A 14,909-nucleotide genomic window follows, 5' to 3' on the forward strand; every position below is an offset into this window, starting at 1 on the left:
CTGACGCAGCCCCGCACGCGCATGACCGCCCCGCCCGGCCGCCCCACCCCGAAAGGCTGACCAGTGAGCACCGAAGCGTACGTGTACGACGCGATCCGCACCCCGCGCGGCCGCGGCAAGGCCAACGGAGCCCTGCACGGCACGAAGCCCATCGATCTGGTCGTCGGTCTCATCCACGAGATCCGCGACCGCTTCCCGGGCCTGGACCCGGCCGCGATCGACGACGTCGTGCTCGGTGTCGTCGGCCCCGTCGGCGATCAGGGTTCCGACATCGCGCGGATCGCCGCCGTCGCCGCCGGTCTGCCGGACACGGTCGCCGGCGTCCAGGAGAACCGCTTCTGTGCGTCGGGCCTCGAAGCCGTCAACATGGCTGCCGCCAAGGTCCGATCGGGCTGGGAGGACCTGGTCCTGGCGGGCGGCGTCGAGTCGATGTCCCGGGTGCCGATGGCCTCGGACGGCGGCGCCTGGTTCAACGACCCGATGACCAACCTGGCCGTCAACTTCGTGCCGCAGGGCATCGGCGCCGACCTGATCGCCACGATCGAGGGCTTTTCGCGGCGGGACGTCGACGAGTACGCGGCGCTCTCGCAGGAGCGTGCGGCGACGGCGTGGAAGGAGGGCCGCTTCGACCGTTCCGTAGTCCCGGTCAAGGACCGCAGCGGTCTGGTCGTCCTGGACCACGACGAGCACATGCGCCCGGGCACCACCGCCGACTCCCTCGCCAAGCTGAAGCCGTCCTTCGCCGACATCGGCGACCTGGGCGGCTTCGACGCGGTCGCCCTGCAGAAGTACCACTGGGTCGAGAAGATCGACCATGTCCACCACGCGGGCAACTCCTCCGGCATCGTGGACGGCGCCTCGCTGGTCGCGATCGGCTCCAAGGAGGTAGGAGAGCGCTACGGCCTGACGCCGCGCGCGCGGATCGTCTCCGCGGCCGTCTCCGGCTCCGAGCCGACCATCATGCTCACCGGTCCGGCCCCCGCCACCCGCAAGGCCCTCGCGAAGGCCGGGCTGAGCATCGACGACATCGACCTGGTCGAGATCAACGAGGCGTTCGCGGCGGTCGTCCTCCGCTTCGTTCGGGACATGGGCCTGTCCCTGGACAAGGTGAACGTCAACGGCGGCGCGATCGCCCTGGGCCACCCGCTGGGCGCGACGGGCGCGATGATCCTCGGCTCGCTAGTAGACGAACTGGAGCGCCAGGACAAGCGATACGGCCTCGCCACGCTCTGCGTGGGCGGCGGCATGGGCATCGCCACGATCGTCGAACGCATCTGAACCCCAGCGGCTTTCAAGAGACTTCAACGGAGACCCCGTCATGACCGAGAGCACCACCATCCGCTGGGAACAGGACCGTACCGGCCTCGTCACCCTCGTCCTCGACGACCCCGACCAGTCCGCGAACACCATGAACCAGGCGTTCCGCGAGTCCCTCGCCGCGGTCACCGACCGCCTGGAGGCCGAGAAGGACTCCATCCGGGGCGTCATCATCACCTCCGCCAAGAAGACCTTCTTCGCCGGCGGCGACCTGCGCGACCTGATCCGGGTCACGCCGGGGACGGCCCAGGAGCTGCTCGACGGCGGCCTCGCGATCAAGCGGAACCTGCGCCGTATCGAGACCCTCGGCAAGCCGGTCGTAGCGGCGATCAACGGTGCGGCCCTGGGCGGCGGTTACGAGATCGCGCTGGCCTGCCACCACCGGATCGCCCTCGACGCCCCCGGCTCGAAGATCGGCTGCCCCGAGGTCACGCTCGGCCTGCTCCCCGGAGGCGGCGGTGTCGTCCGTACGGTACGGCTGCTGGGCATCACCGACGCGCTGCTGAAGGTCCTCCTCCAGGGCACCCAGTACAGTCCGCGCCGCGCCCTCGACAACGGCCTGGTAGACGAAGTGGCCACCAGTGGCGACGAATTGATCGCGAAGGCCCGCGCCTTCATCGACGCCAACCCCGTCACGCAGCAGCCCTGGGACAAGCCCGGCTACCGCATCCCGGGCGGCACACCCGCCAACCCGAAGTTCGCGGCGAACCTGCCCGCCTTCCCCGCCAACCTGCGCAAGCAGACGGCCGGCGCCCCCTACCCGGCCCCGCGCAACATCCTCGCGGCCGCCGTCGAGGGCGCCCAGGTCGACTTCGAGACCGCGCAGGTCATCGAGGCCCGCTACTTCGTGGAACTGGCCGCGGGACAGACGTCGAAGAACATGATCCAGGCGTTCTTCTTCGACCTCCAGGCCGTCAACTCCGGCGCCAACCGCCCCAAGGGCATCGAGCCGCGCAAGGTCCGCAAGGTGGCCGTCCTCGGCGCCGGGATGATGGGCGCGGGCATCGCCTACTCGTGCGCCCGCGCGGGCATCGAGGTAGTCCTCAAGGACGTGTCGGCCCAGGCGGCGGCCAAGGGCAAGGGCTACTCCGAGAAGCTCTGCGCCAAGGCCGTCTCCAGGGGACGTATGCCCCAGGAGAAGGCGGACGCGCTGCTCGCCCGCATCACGCCGACCGGCGACCCGCAGGACGTGGCCGGCTGCGACGCGGTCATCGAGGCGGTCTTCGAGGACGCGGCGCTCAAGCACAAGGTGTTCCAGGAGATCGAGCACCTCGTCGACCCCGACGCGCTGCTGTGCTCCAACACCTCCACGCTCCCCATCACCGCACTCGCGGAAGGCGTGGACCGCCAGGCCGACTTCATCGGACTGCACTTCTTCTCTCCAGTGGACAAGATGCCGCTGGTCGAGATCATCAAGGGCGAGCGGACGGCCGACGAGGCCCTGGCCCGCGCCTTCGACCTGGTCCGCCAGATCAACAAGACGCCGATCGTCGTCAACGACTCGCGCGGCTTCTTCACCTCCCGCGTCATCGGCCACTTCATCAACGAGGGCGTCGCGATGGTCGGCGAGGGCATCGAGCCCGCGTCGATCGAACAGGCGGCGGCCCAGGCGGGCTATCCGGCCAAGGTCCTGTCCCTGATGGACGAACTGACCCTCACACTCCCGCGCAAGATCCGGGCCGAGTCCAAGCGGGCGGTGGAGGAAGCGGGCGGCACCTGGGTGTCCCACCCCGCGGAGGCCGTCATCGACCGCATGGTCGACGAGTTCGCCCGCACCGGCCGCAGCGGCGGCGCGGGCTTCTACGACTACACGGACGGCAAGCGCACGACCCTGTGGCCGGGCCTGCGCGAGCACTTCACCCGCGAGGGCACGGAAATCCCCTTCAAGGACATGCAGGAGCGCATGCTCTTCTCCGAGGCCCTGGACACGGTCAGACTCCTGGAGGAGGGCGTACTGACGTCGATCGCCGACGCCAACATCGGCTCCATCTTCGGCATCGGCTTCCCCGGCTGGACGGGCGGCGTTCTCCAGTACATCAACGGCTACGAGGGCGGCCTGCCGGGCTTCGTGGCACGCGCGCGCGAACTCACGACCCGCTACGGCGACCGCTTCACGCCGCCGGCGTTGCTGGTGGAGAAGGCGGAGAAGGGGGAGCGTTTCGTGGACGCCTGAGCTCGTCCGGCGTCGGCTTTCAGCGCCGGTCCAGGTATCCCAGCCCGTCCGGCGTTTGAGGACAAGGCCCCTTAAGGGCCGAAGCGGGGGTCTGGGGGCGCAGCCCCCAGGGCCGTGCCCCCCACACACCCGCACTGGAAATCCGCTCAACCGCCAGAGGCACCCGCATGTCGCTCAGCGACACGCCGCCCTTGCCCTCCGGGGACGAGACCCCGACGCTGACCGGCGAAGCCAGCCGCACGGTCCCGTCCCCACGAGGAGCCCCCCATGGGTCACCGTCCTGCCCTCGCCTTCCTGGACATCCTCCGCGGCGAGGGCGTGGACCGGGTCTTCGGCAACCCCGGCACCACCGAACTCCCCTTCCTGGCAGCCCTGTCGGAGGCAGAGGACGCCCCCGAGTACGTGCTGGGCGTCCACGAGGGCGCCGTAGTCTCCATGGCCGACGGCTACGCGCGCGGCACCGGCCGCCCGGCGTTCGTCAGCCTGCACATAGCCGCGGGCCTCGCCAACGGACTGATCGGCCTGCTCAACGCCCGCCGCTCCCGCACCCCCCTCGTCGTCACCGCCGGCCAGCAGGACCGCCGCCACCTCCAGCAGGACCCGATGCTGTCGGGCGACCTGATCGGCCTCGCGACACCGGCGGTGAAGGCGGCCTACGACATCCAGCACGCCCGCGACCTCCCCCTGGCCCTGCGCAGAGCCTTCGCCCTGGCTCAACGTCCGCCCGCAGGCCCGGTGTTCCTGTCGCTCCCCATGGACGTGTTCGCTGAGACGGCCGAGGTAGAGATCCCGGCCCGTACGGCCCCACCCCGCCCCGGACCGGCTCCCGGCCTGGACCGGGCCGCCGTCCTGCTCGGCGAGGCGGCCCGCCCCGCGATCATCGCCGGGGACGGAGTGGGCCGGGACGGCGCGGTCGGAGCGCTGGTCCTGGCGGCGGAGGCCTGCGGCGCGACGGTCCACCACCAGCCGATGGCCGACTGCCTCAACTTCCCGACCACGCACCCCCTGTACGCGGGGATGCTCCCTCCACGCCACGACGCCATCCGAACCGCACTCGCCCCCCATGACGCGGTCCTGATCGTCGGAACACACGCCTTCACCCCCCACCACTACACCTCGGGCCCCCCACTTCCCCCTGGCCTCACGGTCGTCCAACTCGACTCGGACGCGGACGAGATCGGCCGCAACTTCCCCGTCGACGCAGGCCTGGTGGGCTCCCTGGGCCCGTCCCTCCATCGCCTGGCGGAACTCCTCCGAGACCGTGTCACCAACCAAACCGCGAAATCCCGCACCCTGCGCGCCGGCGAACGCCACACCGCCGACCGCGACCGCGCCGAATCCGCCGCCCGCGCCGCCTACTCCCCGGCACCCCTGGCCCCCTGGGCCGCTGCCCACGCCATAGCCCGAGGCCTCCCCCCGACCGCCGTGATCGTCGAAGAGGCCATCACCGTGGGCCTGTTACTCCGCCGCCTCGTACATCTGGACCGCCCCGGCAGCTACACGCACACCGTCGGCGGCGGCCTCGGCTGGGGCATCGGCGCCGCAATCGGCCGCTCCCTGGCCGACCCCACCCGCCCGGTGGTCGCGGTACTGGGCGACGGCTGCACACTCTTCGGCCTTCAGGGCCTGTGGAGCGCGGCCCAGCAATCGACCCCGGTCCTCTACGTGGTGATGAACAACGGCGCCTACCGCACCCTCCAGGACACCTACGAGTCCATGGGCGGCAAGGGCACCTGCCCCGGCACGGACCTGGGCCAACTGGACTTCACCCAGGCGGCACGCTTCTTCGGGGTGGACGCGGTACGGGTGGGCAGCGCGGATCATCTGAGGGAACTGGTTGCGGGGGTGGGGGAGTTGACGAGACCGTTGCTGGTGGACGTCCCCCTGCGACAACCCGGCCCGTCCGGCGCTTGAGGACAAGGCCCCTCAGGGGCCGAAGCGGGAGCCTGGGGGCGGCAGCTCCCCCAGCAAGCCCGGCACCAAGAATCGGTACCGCTCAGATCACGGTCACCTACTCACAGCCACCCACACCTTGTCACCCACAACCAATGGCGCCCACCATCGGTCCATGACGGACGGCCCGCTACCAAAGTCGGTGCTAGCGCGAGGCGTGCTGCTCCTACGCGCCTGCGGCGACGCGGACACCGCCCTCCCCCTCGCCGAGCTGGCTCTCCGCACAGGCCTGCCCAAACCCACCGCCCATCGCCTGGTAGGCGAACTGGTCCGCCTGGGCCTGGTCGAGCGCACCACCGACGGCACCTACCGCATCGGCCTGGGCCTCTTCGTGCTGGGCCAATCCGCCCCCTCCGTACGCGAGTTGCGGGACACGGCACTGCCGTACCTGGGCGACCTGTACGAGGCGACGCACGAGAACGTGCACCTGGCCGTCCCGGACGGCACCGACACACTCTTCCTGGAGAAGGTAACCGGCCGCCGCGCCACCCCGATCGTCTCCCGCACCGGAGGCCGGCTCCCGGCCCACTGCACGGCCACCGGCAAGGTGTTCCTCGCCCTGGACCCACGCCCACCGCGCCGAACCCTGCTCAGACTGACCCCCCGCACCCTCGTCCTGCCCGGCCAGCTGGCGCGCGACCTCGCGCTGACCCGGGCCCGCGGCTTCGGCATCAACCTGGAGGAGGCCGAGATCGGCGTCTCGGCGGTGGCCGCCCCGGTCTACGTACGCGGCCAGGGCACCGGCCCCATCGCCGCGATCTCCGTCACCGGCTACACCCGCCGCCTCGACGTGGACCGCCTCGGCGCCCGCGTGTGCGCGGCGGCACGGGCGTTGACGCGAACCCTGTCGGCCTGAGCCTCAAAGCTGCTTCAGCCCGTTCAGTCCGACCCTTCCCGCGCCTGCCCGTTGGTCTGCTGCATAGCCACCGCCAACGCATGCTCCGTAAGCCCCGCCCCATGCACCTCACCGGCAACCCGCCCCCGCACGAACACCAACACCCGGTCGCACACCTCCGTCAGCTCAGCGAGGTCGGTCGACGCGATCAGCACGGCCGCGCCACCGGCCGCCAACTCACCGACGATACGGTGCATTTCGGCCCGTACGCCGACATCGACGCCCCGGGTCGGATCGTCGAGGACAACAATCTTCGGGTCGGTCGCCAGCCACTTGGCGAAGACGACCTTCTGCTGGTTGCCGCCCGACAGCCGGGCCACGACGTCATACGGCCCCCCACGCAGCCGCAGCCGCTCGGTCAAGTCCACGGTCCTGCCCACGAGTTCGGAGCGAGAGGGCGCGACACCACCCCGCCCGAGCGCCAGCCAGCTGACCGTCGTCGTGTTCTCCCACACGGTCCGCTCCACCATCAGCCCGTACCGCTTCCGGTCGCTCGGCACGAAGGCGACGCCCGCCCGGACCGCGCCCCGCAGCGAATGCGGCAACCCACGGCCACCGACGTCCACCCGGCCCGCCGAGATCGCCGTACGCCCGCACACCACCTCCAACGCGGTGAGATGCCCCGCCCCTTGGAGCCCGGCCACCCCCACCACCTCGCCCGCCCGCACGGTGAAGGTCACGTCCGCGAGCTTCCCGGGCACGCTCACCCCGGACATCACCACGGGCGGCGCCCCTTCGCCCACGGTCCGCACACCGCGCATCGGCTGCGGTGGACGGCCGCCCAGCATCGCCGTCACCAGCTCCGGCACGTCGACCTCGTCCCGGCCCACTCCCGCCAGCGCGACCCGCCCGTCCCGCAGCACCGTCACCCGCTGCGCGAAGCGCATCACCTCGTCCAGGAAGTGGGTGACGTACAGGACGGCGATGCCGCGCCCGGTGAGCGTGCGCAGGACGCGTTCGAGCCGGTCGACGGCGGCAGCGGGGAGCGCCGAGGTCGGCTCGTCGAGGATCAGCAGCTTGGGCCGGCGCAGCAGCGCCCGCGCGATCTCCGTCAACTGCTGGTCGGCGAGGGGAAGTTCACCGAGCTCCTGGCCGGGATCGGCGTCCAGGCCCAGCTCGTCGAGGACCGGCCGGGCGGCCCGGTCCATGGCGCCGTGGTCGAGGAGACCGAGGCGCCGTGGCGGACGGTGCGGGAAGAGGTTCTCCCGCACGGTGAGGTCCGGAAAGAGGCTCAACTCCTGGGAGACGACGGCGAGTCGGGAGTCCTTCGCCGACCTCACCGCCCCCGCGTCCGCCGCCAGCGTCCCGGACAGGATCCGCACGAGCGTCGACTTGCCCGCGCCGTTCTCCCCGACCAGCGCGTGCACCTCGCCGCCCCGCAGCCTGATCCCGGCCCCGTCCAACGCCCGTACACCGCCGTAGGACTTGACCAGGCCCTGCGCCACGAGGATGTCGCCGTACGTCATGTCAGCGGGCGTCCTTGAGCGGCTTGAGGTTGGCCTCCTGGTCGCCGAGCAGCTTGTCGATCGTCGGCTTGTACCAGTCGTACGCAGCCTCGGGCGACTTCTGCCGGGTGATGATCTCGTCGATGTTGGTGGATTCGACGACCCCGCCCGGCGACAGGAACCAGCCGTCGAGCAGCTTGCCGTCGTTCTCCCGCACCGCCTCGATCAGCATCGCGGTGGACAGATAGCCCTTGAGGAAGTGCTGCGGGTCGATGGTGACGAAGTTCGAGCCGTCCTTGACCGCGTCGAGCGTCTTGGGGTCGACGTCGAAGCCGGCGGTCAGCCACTTGCCGCCCTTCGACTTCTTGATCTTGGCGAGGTTGTAGCTGTCGGCGTCACCGACGCCGAGGAAGGCGAGCGCGTCGGGGTGCGCGTTCACCTGTGCCGACCAGGAACTGTAGTTCTGCCCGGGATCGCTGTACGTCTGGAAGGGGCCGACGATCTTGACGTTCGGCGCCTCCTTCTTGAACGTGTCGGCGATGCCCTGCGCCCGGTTGTCCAGCACCGGCGTCCCCGGGTTCGGCACCCCGATCGCGATCTCACCCGTCGGATCGTCGCCCAGCCGCTTCAGCGCCTCCTTCGCCATCAACGCGCCGAGCGCGTAATTGTCGTTGCCCACATAGAAGTCGACCTTGCTGCCATCGGTGGGGGAGGTGTCCAGCGCCACGATCGGAATGCCCTGGTCGACCGCGCGTGCGGCGGGCCGGGTGAAGATCGGCGGGTCGAGGTTCTCCAGGACGATGCCGTCCTTGGCGCGGGCGGTGAGGTTCTGGAACAGCTGCACCTCGGCGGGGCCGTCGGTGTTGGGCGGTCCTACGGCCTTGAAGTCGACGTTCCCCGCGTGGCTCGCGGCGCTCTCCGCGCCGAGCACCATCTCGTGGGCGAAGTTGAGGGAGATGTTGGCGACGGCGATGCCCATGTTCAGCTTGCCGTTCTTGTCGCCGGAGCCACTGTCGCCGCTGCCGCAGCCGGCGGCGCCGAGCAGGACCAGTACGCCGAGCGCGGCGGACCAGGTACGCGAACGGGGGTGCATCACGGCCTCCAAAGGAGCGGCTCACAGGGGCACTTGGGTCTGGTAGGTCTGGGGTCTGGAGGAACTTGGGTCTGCGGGCGGGGCGTTCACCTGCGCCGCCGCCCCGACCGACGCAGCGCGCTGTCGGCCGCGACGGCGACGAGGATGACCCCGCCGGTCGCGAACGACGTCCAGTTGATGGGGACTTCGAAGAACACGAGCCCGGAGGCCACGACCGACAGGATCATCGCCCCCGCCACCGCACCGACCACCGAGCCGCGCCCCCCGGCCAGCGGGGTGCCGCCGATGATGCAGGCGGCGATGGCCTGGAGTTCGTAGCCCTGGCCCAGCGTCGGGTCGCCGGCGCCGTAGAAGGCGAGCGCCAGCGCGGCGGCGCACGCCGTGGTCAGCCCGGACAGAGCCAGGGCCTGTATCCGGGTGCGGACGACCGGGATGCCGCTGAAGGCGGCGGCGTCGGGGTTGGAGCCGATCGCCCGCACCCGAGCCCCGAAACGGGTGCGGGCGAGCACCACCGCGAGGACGACGATCACCGCGAGCAGCACCCACAGGGCGAACGGCACGCCGCCCGGATCACCGCCCGCGAAGGTGAAGAACGAGTCGTCCAGCGGCAGATCAGTGATCTGCTTGCCGTCGGCGAGCGCGAGCCCGATACCCCTGAACAGCATCAGGGTGCCCAGCGTCACGATGAACGACGGGAGCGCGAGCAGCGTCGTGACCAGCGCGTTGAACACCCCCGCCGCGATCCCGGTGACCATCATCACCGGCACCGCCAGCCACGGGTCCATACCGTCCCGCACCAGCAGCGCGCCGACCACCAGGCACATCGCGTACGTGCCGCCCACCGACAGGTCGACCTCGCGCATGGCGAGCGCGAACACCATGCCGCACGCCATCAGCGAGATGTAGACGGAGTTGTGGGCTGTGGACAGCAGATTGTCGGTGTCCATGAAGTCCGGGTACGGAATCCCGATCGCGGCGATCAACAGCCCCAGCACGAGCAGCACACCGAACTCGTCCCGCACCAGCCGACGCGGCAGCGGCCGCCGCCGACGCGGCCCGCCACCCTGTTCGCGGGCGCGCTCGGCGTCGTCCACGGCACGCTCGGTCTCGGTCATCGGGCACGGCTCCCGGGTACGGCTGGTGCTGGGTCGCCCCGCAGCGTGGGCCCAAGGGCGGCGCGCGGCAACCGGGGCGTTTCAGCGAGTGGAATGCGCTCTTGCCGAGTGGCTGACGGCTCATCACACTCGCCCCATGGAGACGCGTACCGCCCTGGTGACCGGAGCGGCACAGGGCCTCGGGCAGGAGTTCGCCGTCGCGCTCGCGGGGCGCGGTTACCGGGTCGCGGGGATCGACCTCGTTCCGCAGCCGGAGACGGCCGAACGGATCCTGGACTACGTGGAGTTGATCGGCGACGTCACCGACGAGTCGCAGATACAGGAGGGGATGGAGCACGTCATCGACCAGTTCGGGACCCTGCACGTCCTGGTGAACAACGCCGGTGTCTACCCGCAGTCGGCCTTCGAGGACACCACGCTGGAGGAGTGGCGCCGCGTGATGCGCGTCAACCTGGAGGCACCGTTCCTGATCACCAAGGCCGTGCTGCCCTACCTCAAGGCGGCGGGCTGGGGCCGCATCGTCAACATCGTCTCGGGCGCCGTCTTCACCCCGCCCCCCACGATGGTCCCGTACGTCGCCTCCAAGATGGGCCTGATCGGCTTCACCCGAGCCCTCGCCACCGCCCTCGGCCCCTACGGCATCACCGTCAACGCGATCGCCCCCAGCATGGTGCGCACCGCGACGGCCGAGCGCACGGTCGGTGCGAACGGGGGCTTCGAGGCGGTACGCGCAGGACAGACCGTGCCGCGCACCCAGGAACCGCCGGACCTGATCTCGACGCTGCTGTACGTAGTGGACGAGGGCAGCGGTTTCCTGACGGGCCAGACCCTCAACGTGGCAGGAGGCTCAGCCTACTTGTGAGGTCTCGACCCACTCGCGCAACTCCTCCTTGAGCGACCGCTGAAAGGTCGTCAGCAGGGCCTGCACGACGAGCGGTTGCATATCCGCGGACAGAGATCTCACGGCCTGCGCGTCGCGTTCGGACACCTCGCCGCGCAACAGCTGCGACAGCTCGCGTGCCGCGGCCCGCGAGTGCTCGATCAGTACGTTCCGCGCCGCGAGGATCAACTCCTGCGACAGCGGTACGTCGAGCAGCTGGACGCCGAGCCGAAGCAGCCCGGAGTCCACACGGTAGGACCCGTCCCCGTCCCCGACCACGTTCATCGCCACCAGCCGCTCCACGTCCTCGTCACTCAACTCCCGCCCCGCCCGCCGCTCCAGCTCCTCCCGCGACACCGCCTCCACGGCATCGGGCGCCCAGGAGGCCACCACGGCCCGGTGGATGGCGAGATCATGGGCGCTGAGGTCGGCAGGCAACTCCCGCACATAGCGCTCGATGGCAGCCAACGTCAGCCCCTGCTGCCGCAGCTCCTCGACCAGCGCCAGCCGCCCAAGATGCTCCCGCCCATAGAGCCCCACCCGCCGCGCCCCGATCACCGGCGGCGGCAACAGCCCCTTGGTCCCATAGAACCGAACCGTACGCACCGTGACCCCGGCCCGCGCGGCCAGCTCGTCGATGGTGAGACTGGGCTCCTCGGCGTCACTGGTCATGCGCAGCAGTATCGCAGCGCCCCGTAAGGGGCGCGGGGAACTGCGTGAGTCGATCCGCCCCACAGGCGTTTCCTGACCACCCACACCTCACACGGTCCCCAGCGGCCCTCTTCTGTACGGGAGTTGACCGATGTAGCGTCCGCGCATGCCCATACGCATGCCCTTCATGACCTGGAGAACGCTCGCGGTGACAGCCGTCGCCGCCCTGATGGCCGCCTTCCTCACCCCGGCGGCGGCCCACAGCGCTCCGCGCGAGAGCCAACCGGTCTACTCGTACGAGAACGCCATCCGCGAGGCCGTCTGGGTGGACACCGGACTCGACGGCGACAGCGACGGAAAGCCCGACCGCGTGGCCGTCGACATCGTCCGGCCCAGCGAACCGGCCGCGCAGGGCCGGAAGATACCCGTCATCATGGACGCCAGCCCCTACTACTCCTGCTGCGGACGCGGCAACGAGAGCCAGTTGAAGACGTACGACGCGAACGGCGACGTCGTCCAGATGCCGCTCTTCTACGACAACTACTTCGTGCCCCGCGGCTACGCCTTCGTCGGCGTCGACCTCGCCGGCACCAACCGCTCCGACGGCTGCGTCGACGTGGGCGGCCGCTCCGACATCCAGTCCGCGAAGGCCGTGGTCGACTGGCTGAACGGCCGCGCCAAGGCCTACACCACCCGCACCGGCACCGTCCGCTCCAAGGCGACCTGGACGAACGGCAGAACGGGCATGATCGGCAAGAGCTGGGACGGCACCATAGCCAACGGCGTCGCCGCCACCGGCGTCAAGGGACTGAAGACCATCGTCCCGATCAGCGCCATCTCCTCCTGGTACGACTACTACTTCGCCCAGGGCGCCCCCCTCTACGACTCCGGCCCCGAGTGGCTCTCCGACTACGTCGACAGCCCCGACGCCCGCACCAAGTGCGCCGCCGTCCAGCAGAAACTCGTCGACGAGGCCCCGCGCACCGGCGACTGGACCTCGCTGTGGACCGAGCGCGACTACGTGAACGACGCGAACAAGGTCAGGGCGAGCATCTTCCTCATCCACGGCATGCAGGACCTCAACGTCCGCACCAAGCACTTCGGCCAGTGGTGGGACGCCCTCGCGAAGAACGGCGTCGAGCGCAAGATCTGGCTCTCCCAGACCGGCCACGTCGACCCCTTCGACTTCCGCCGCGCCACCTGGGTGGACACCCTGCACCGCTGGTTCGACCACGAACTCCTCGGCTACGACAACGGCATCGACGACGAGCCCATGGCCGACGTCGAACGCCACCCCGACCAGTGGGTCACGTCGACCGTCTGGCCGCCGCGCGGCACGTCGGCCACGACCCTGCGCCCCGCCTCGGGCATCCAGGCCGGCGTCGGCACCCTCGGCCTCGCCAGGAGTCACGGCACCGAGACCTTCACCGACAACCCGCAGCTCAGCGAGACCGACTGGGCCGCGCAGATCGACACGTCGACGCCCGACAAGGCCGGTTTCGTCACCGGGCCGCTCACCCGTGACCTCCGCGTCTCCGGCTCTTCCAAGGTCACCGTCACGGCGACGCCGACCACCTCGACGGCCCACCTCTCCGCCGTTCTCGTGGACCTCGGCCCCGACACGATCCGTGACTACGCGGCGAGCGGTGAGGGCATCAGCACCCTCACCGACCGCACCTGCTGGGGCGTGAGCACCACGGGTGACAGCGCCTGCTTCAAGGCGACGCGGGCCAGGGCGACCGCCGTCGACTACACGGTCGTCAGCCGCGGCTGGGCCGACCTCGGCAACTACGCCTCCGACCAGGGCGTCCCGCTGACCCCGGGCAAGTCGTACACGATCACCCTCGACCTGGCCGCCACCGACCATGTCGTCCCGGCCGGCCACCGCCTCGCCCTGATCGTCGCGGGCACCGACAGGGACCTGATCGACCCGCCGTCCACCACACCCACGCTCACCCTGGACCTGTCCCGTACGTCGGCCCGCGTGCCGTTCGTCGGCGGCACGGCCGCGTTCGCCCGGGCCACCGCGGGCTCCACGGCGGCGGCGCCGAAGGCCACTACCTTGGACGGCGTAGAGGCGCCGCGCACGATCCAGCGCGTCCCGCGAGGAGGCCTGTGATCCGCCGCGGTGCCCTGACCCTGACCACGGCAGCACTCGCCACAGCCCTCCTCTCCGTACCGGCCCAGGCGGCCGAAACACCTCCGCGTACCGGTTTCGAGCAGTCCAACGGGGCTCGCTGGACGACCCAGCCCGAGGAGCAGGACTTCCTCGCCGCGGTCGACGAGGCCAGTAACCGGGTGTCGATGACGGAGATCGGTACGACGGCACAGGGCCGCCCGCTCCAGCTCGTCCGGATCGGCACGCACCCCACGACTCACACGGTGCTGCTCGTCTGCAGCCAGCACGGCGATGAGCCTTCGGGCCGCGAGGCCTGTCTGACGACGATCCGCGACCTGGCGTACGCGACGGACGGCCCGACCCGGCGCCTCCTGGACCGCACCACCGTGCTCGTCGTCCCCACCGCCAACCCGGACGGCCGGGCCGCCGACACTCGCGGCAACAGCGCCGGCCTCGACATCAACCGCGACCACCTCGCCCTCCAGACGGCCGAGGCGCGGGCGATGGCCACGGTCCTGCGTGACCAACGCCCGGACGTGGTCTACGACTTGCACGAGTACAGCGCCACACCCCTGTACTACGACAAGGACCTCTTCGACCTCTGGCCGCGCAACCTCAACACCGACGCGGCCGTCCACGAGGAGGCCGAGACCCTGTCGCAGGCGTACGTACGGCCGGCCGCGCAGAGCGCCGGGTACACGACCGGGACGTACGGAATCTGGACCGACCCCGTCACCGGCGACCCGATCAAACAGACCGCGGGAGACGGCCAGGAGCGCATCCTGCGGAACATGTCCGGCGTCAAGCACGGAGTCGGCCTGCTCATCGAGAGCCGCGTCGATCCACTCACGGAGGCGGAACAGGCGGACGCCTCGCTCAACAACCGGCGCCGGGTGAACTCCCAACTCGCCGCGCTGACCGGCCTGTTCGGGTTCACGGACGAACGCCGCGCACAGGTCGAGGCGGCAACGACCCAGGCCCGGCTGGCCGGTTGGCGCGACAGCGGCCCGGTCTACCTGGGCGGCGCCGACAACGACCCCGCCGAACCGGCCGAGGTGATCCAGGACCCGCCCTGCGGCTACCGGCTCACCGCCGACCAGTACACGGAGGTGAAGGACGAACTCGCCCTGCACGGAGTCATGGTGAGGCAGGAAGGCGCAGGGGCGTACGTGCCCCTCCGCCAGTCCCTGCGCGCCCTGGTCCCGCTGCTCCTGGACGAACGCGCCCAGTACCACGTCACCACAGCGGAACCCGACACCGACTGCTGA

11 protein-coding genes are annotated in these 14,909 nt (G+C 70.6%); 7 read left to right on the forward strand and 4 right to left on the reverse strand.

Annotation, left to right across the window (positions count from 1 at the left end; genetic code table 11):
* Positions 1 to 63: 63 nt before the first annotated feature.
* The 4 genes from AC5DRG_RS44525 to AC5DRG_RS44540 all read left to right on the forward strand — a co-directional run bounded on the left by AC5DRG_RS44525 (position 64) and on the right by AC5DRG_RS44540 (position 6,299).
* The gene (locus tag AC5DRG_RS44525; RefSeq protein ID WP_491805705.1) at positions 64 to 1,278 is read left to right on the forward strand and encodes an acetyl-CoA C-acetyltransferase; all 1,215 of its coding nucleotides are present in this window, start codon (positions 64 to 66) and stop codon (positions 1,276 to 1,278) included.
* A gap of 40 nt (positions 1,279 to 1,318) precedes the next feature.
* Positions 1,319 to 3,490, forward strand: a complete 2,172-nt coding sequence (locus AC5DRG_RS44530; RefSeq protein WP_491805707.1) for a 3-hydroxyacyl-CoA dehydrogenase NAD-binding domain-containing protein — start codon at positions 1,319 to 1,321, stop codon at positions 3,488 to 3,490.
* 267 nt (positions 3,491 to 3,757) lie between these two features.
* Complete coding sequence (locus AC5DRG_RS44535; RefSeq protein WP_491805709.1) at positions 3,758 to 5,404, forward strand: thiamine pyrophosphate-binding protein; 1,647 nt, start codon at positions 3,758 to 3,760, stop codon at positions 5,402 to 5,404.
* Between the two features lie 154 nt (positions 5,405 to 5,558).
* A complete protein-coding gene (locus AC5DRG_RS44540) occupies positions 5,559 to 6,299 on the forward strand; it encodes an IclR family transcriptional regulator (protein WP_491805711.1) in 741 nt (246 codons plus the stop codon).
* A 23-nt stretch (positions 6,300 to 6,322) separates the two neighbouring features.
* On the opposite strand, the gene AC5DRG_RS44545 is transcribed toward AC5DRG_RS44540, so the two are convergent.
* The 3 genes from AC5DRG_RS44545 to AC5DRG_RS44555 form a co-directional block, all read right to left on the reverse strand.
* Complete coding sequence (locus AC5DRG_RS44545) at positions 6,323 to 7,804, reverse strand: sugar ABC transporter ATP-binding protein (RefSeq protein ID WP_491805713.1); 1,482 nt, start codon at positions 7,802 to 7,804, stop codon at positions 6,323 to 6,325.
* A gap of 1 nt (position 7,805) precedes the next feature.
* Entirely contained in the window at positions 7,806 to 8,876 is a 1,071-nt protein-coding gene (locus AC5DRG_RS44550; protein ID WP_491805715.1) for a sugar ABC transporter substrate-binding protein, read from the reverse strand.
* Positions 8,877 to 8,962: 86 nt separating this feature from the next.
* Positions 8,963 to 9,991 carry an ABC transporter permease gene (locus AC5DRG_RS44555; protein ID WP_491805717.1) on the reverse strand — a complete coding sequence of 343 codons (1,029 nt, stop codon included), beginning with the start codon at positions 9,989 to 9,991 and terminating at the stop codon, positions 8,963 to 8,965.
* A gap of 136 nt (positions 9,992 to 10,127) precedes the next feature.
* Here AC5DRG_RS44555 and AC5DRG_RS44560 point away from each other — a divergent pair, with 136 nt between their 5' ends.
* On the forward strand, positions 10,128 to 10,853 hold the full coding sequence (locus tag AC5DRG_RS44560) for an SDR family NAD(P)-dependent oxidoreductase (RefSeq protein WP_491805719.1): 726 nt from the start codon (positions 10,128 to 10,130) through the stop codon (positions 10,851 to 10,853).
* Here AC5DRG_RS44560 and AC5DRG_RS44565 read toward each other — a convergent pair.
* Positions 10,839 to 11,543, reverse strand: coding sequence for a MerR family transcriptional regulator (locus tag AC5DRG_RS44565; RefSeq protein ID WP_491805721.1), 705 nt, complete (start codon positions 11,541 to 11,543; stop codon positions 10,839 to 10,841). The two genes, AC5DRG_RS44560 and AC5DRG_RS44565, sit on opposite strands and share 15 nt — an antisense overlap.
* Before the next feature lie 145 nt (positions 11,544 to 11,688).
* Between AC5DRG_RS44565 and AC5DRG_RS44570 the strand changes: the two genes are divergently transcribed.
* A complete protein-coding gene (locus AC5DRG_RS44570; protein ID WP_491805723.1) occupies positions 11,689 to 13,641 on the forward strand; it encodes a Xaa-Pro dipeptidyl-peptidase in 1,953 nt (650 codons plus the stop codon).
* The gene (locus AC5DRG_RS44575; RefSeq protein ID WP_491805724.1) at positions 13,638 to 14,909 is read left to right on the forward strand and encodes a M14 family metallopeptidase; all 1,272 of its coding nucleotides are present in this window, start codon (positions 13,638 to 13,640) and stop codon (positions 14,907 to 14,909) included. Before AC5DRG_RS44570 ends, AC5DRG_RS44575 begins: the two co-directional genes overlap by 4 nt.

Source organism: Streptomyces sp. JLBG701 (assembly GCF_058544905.1).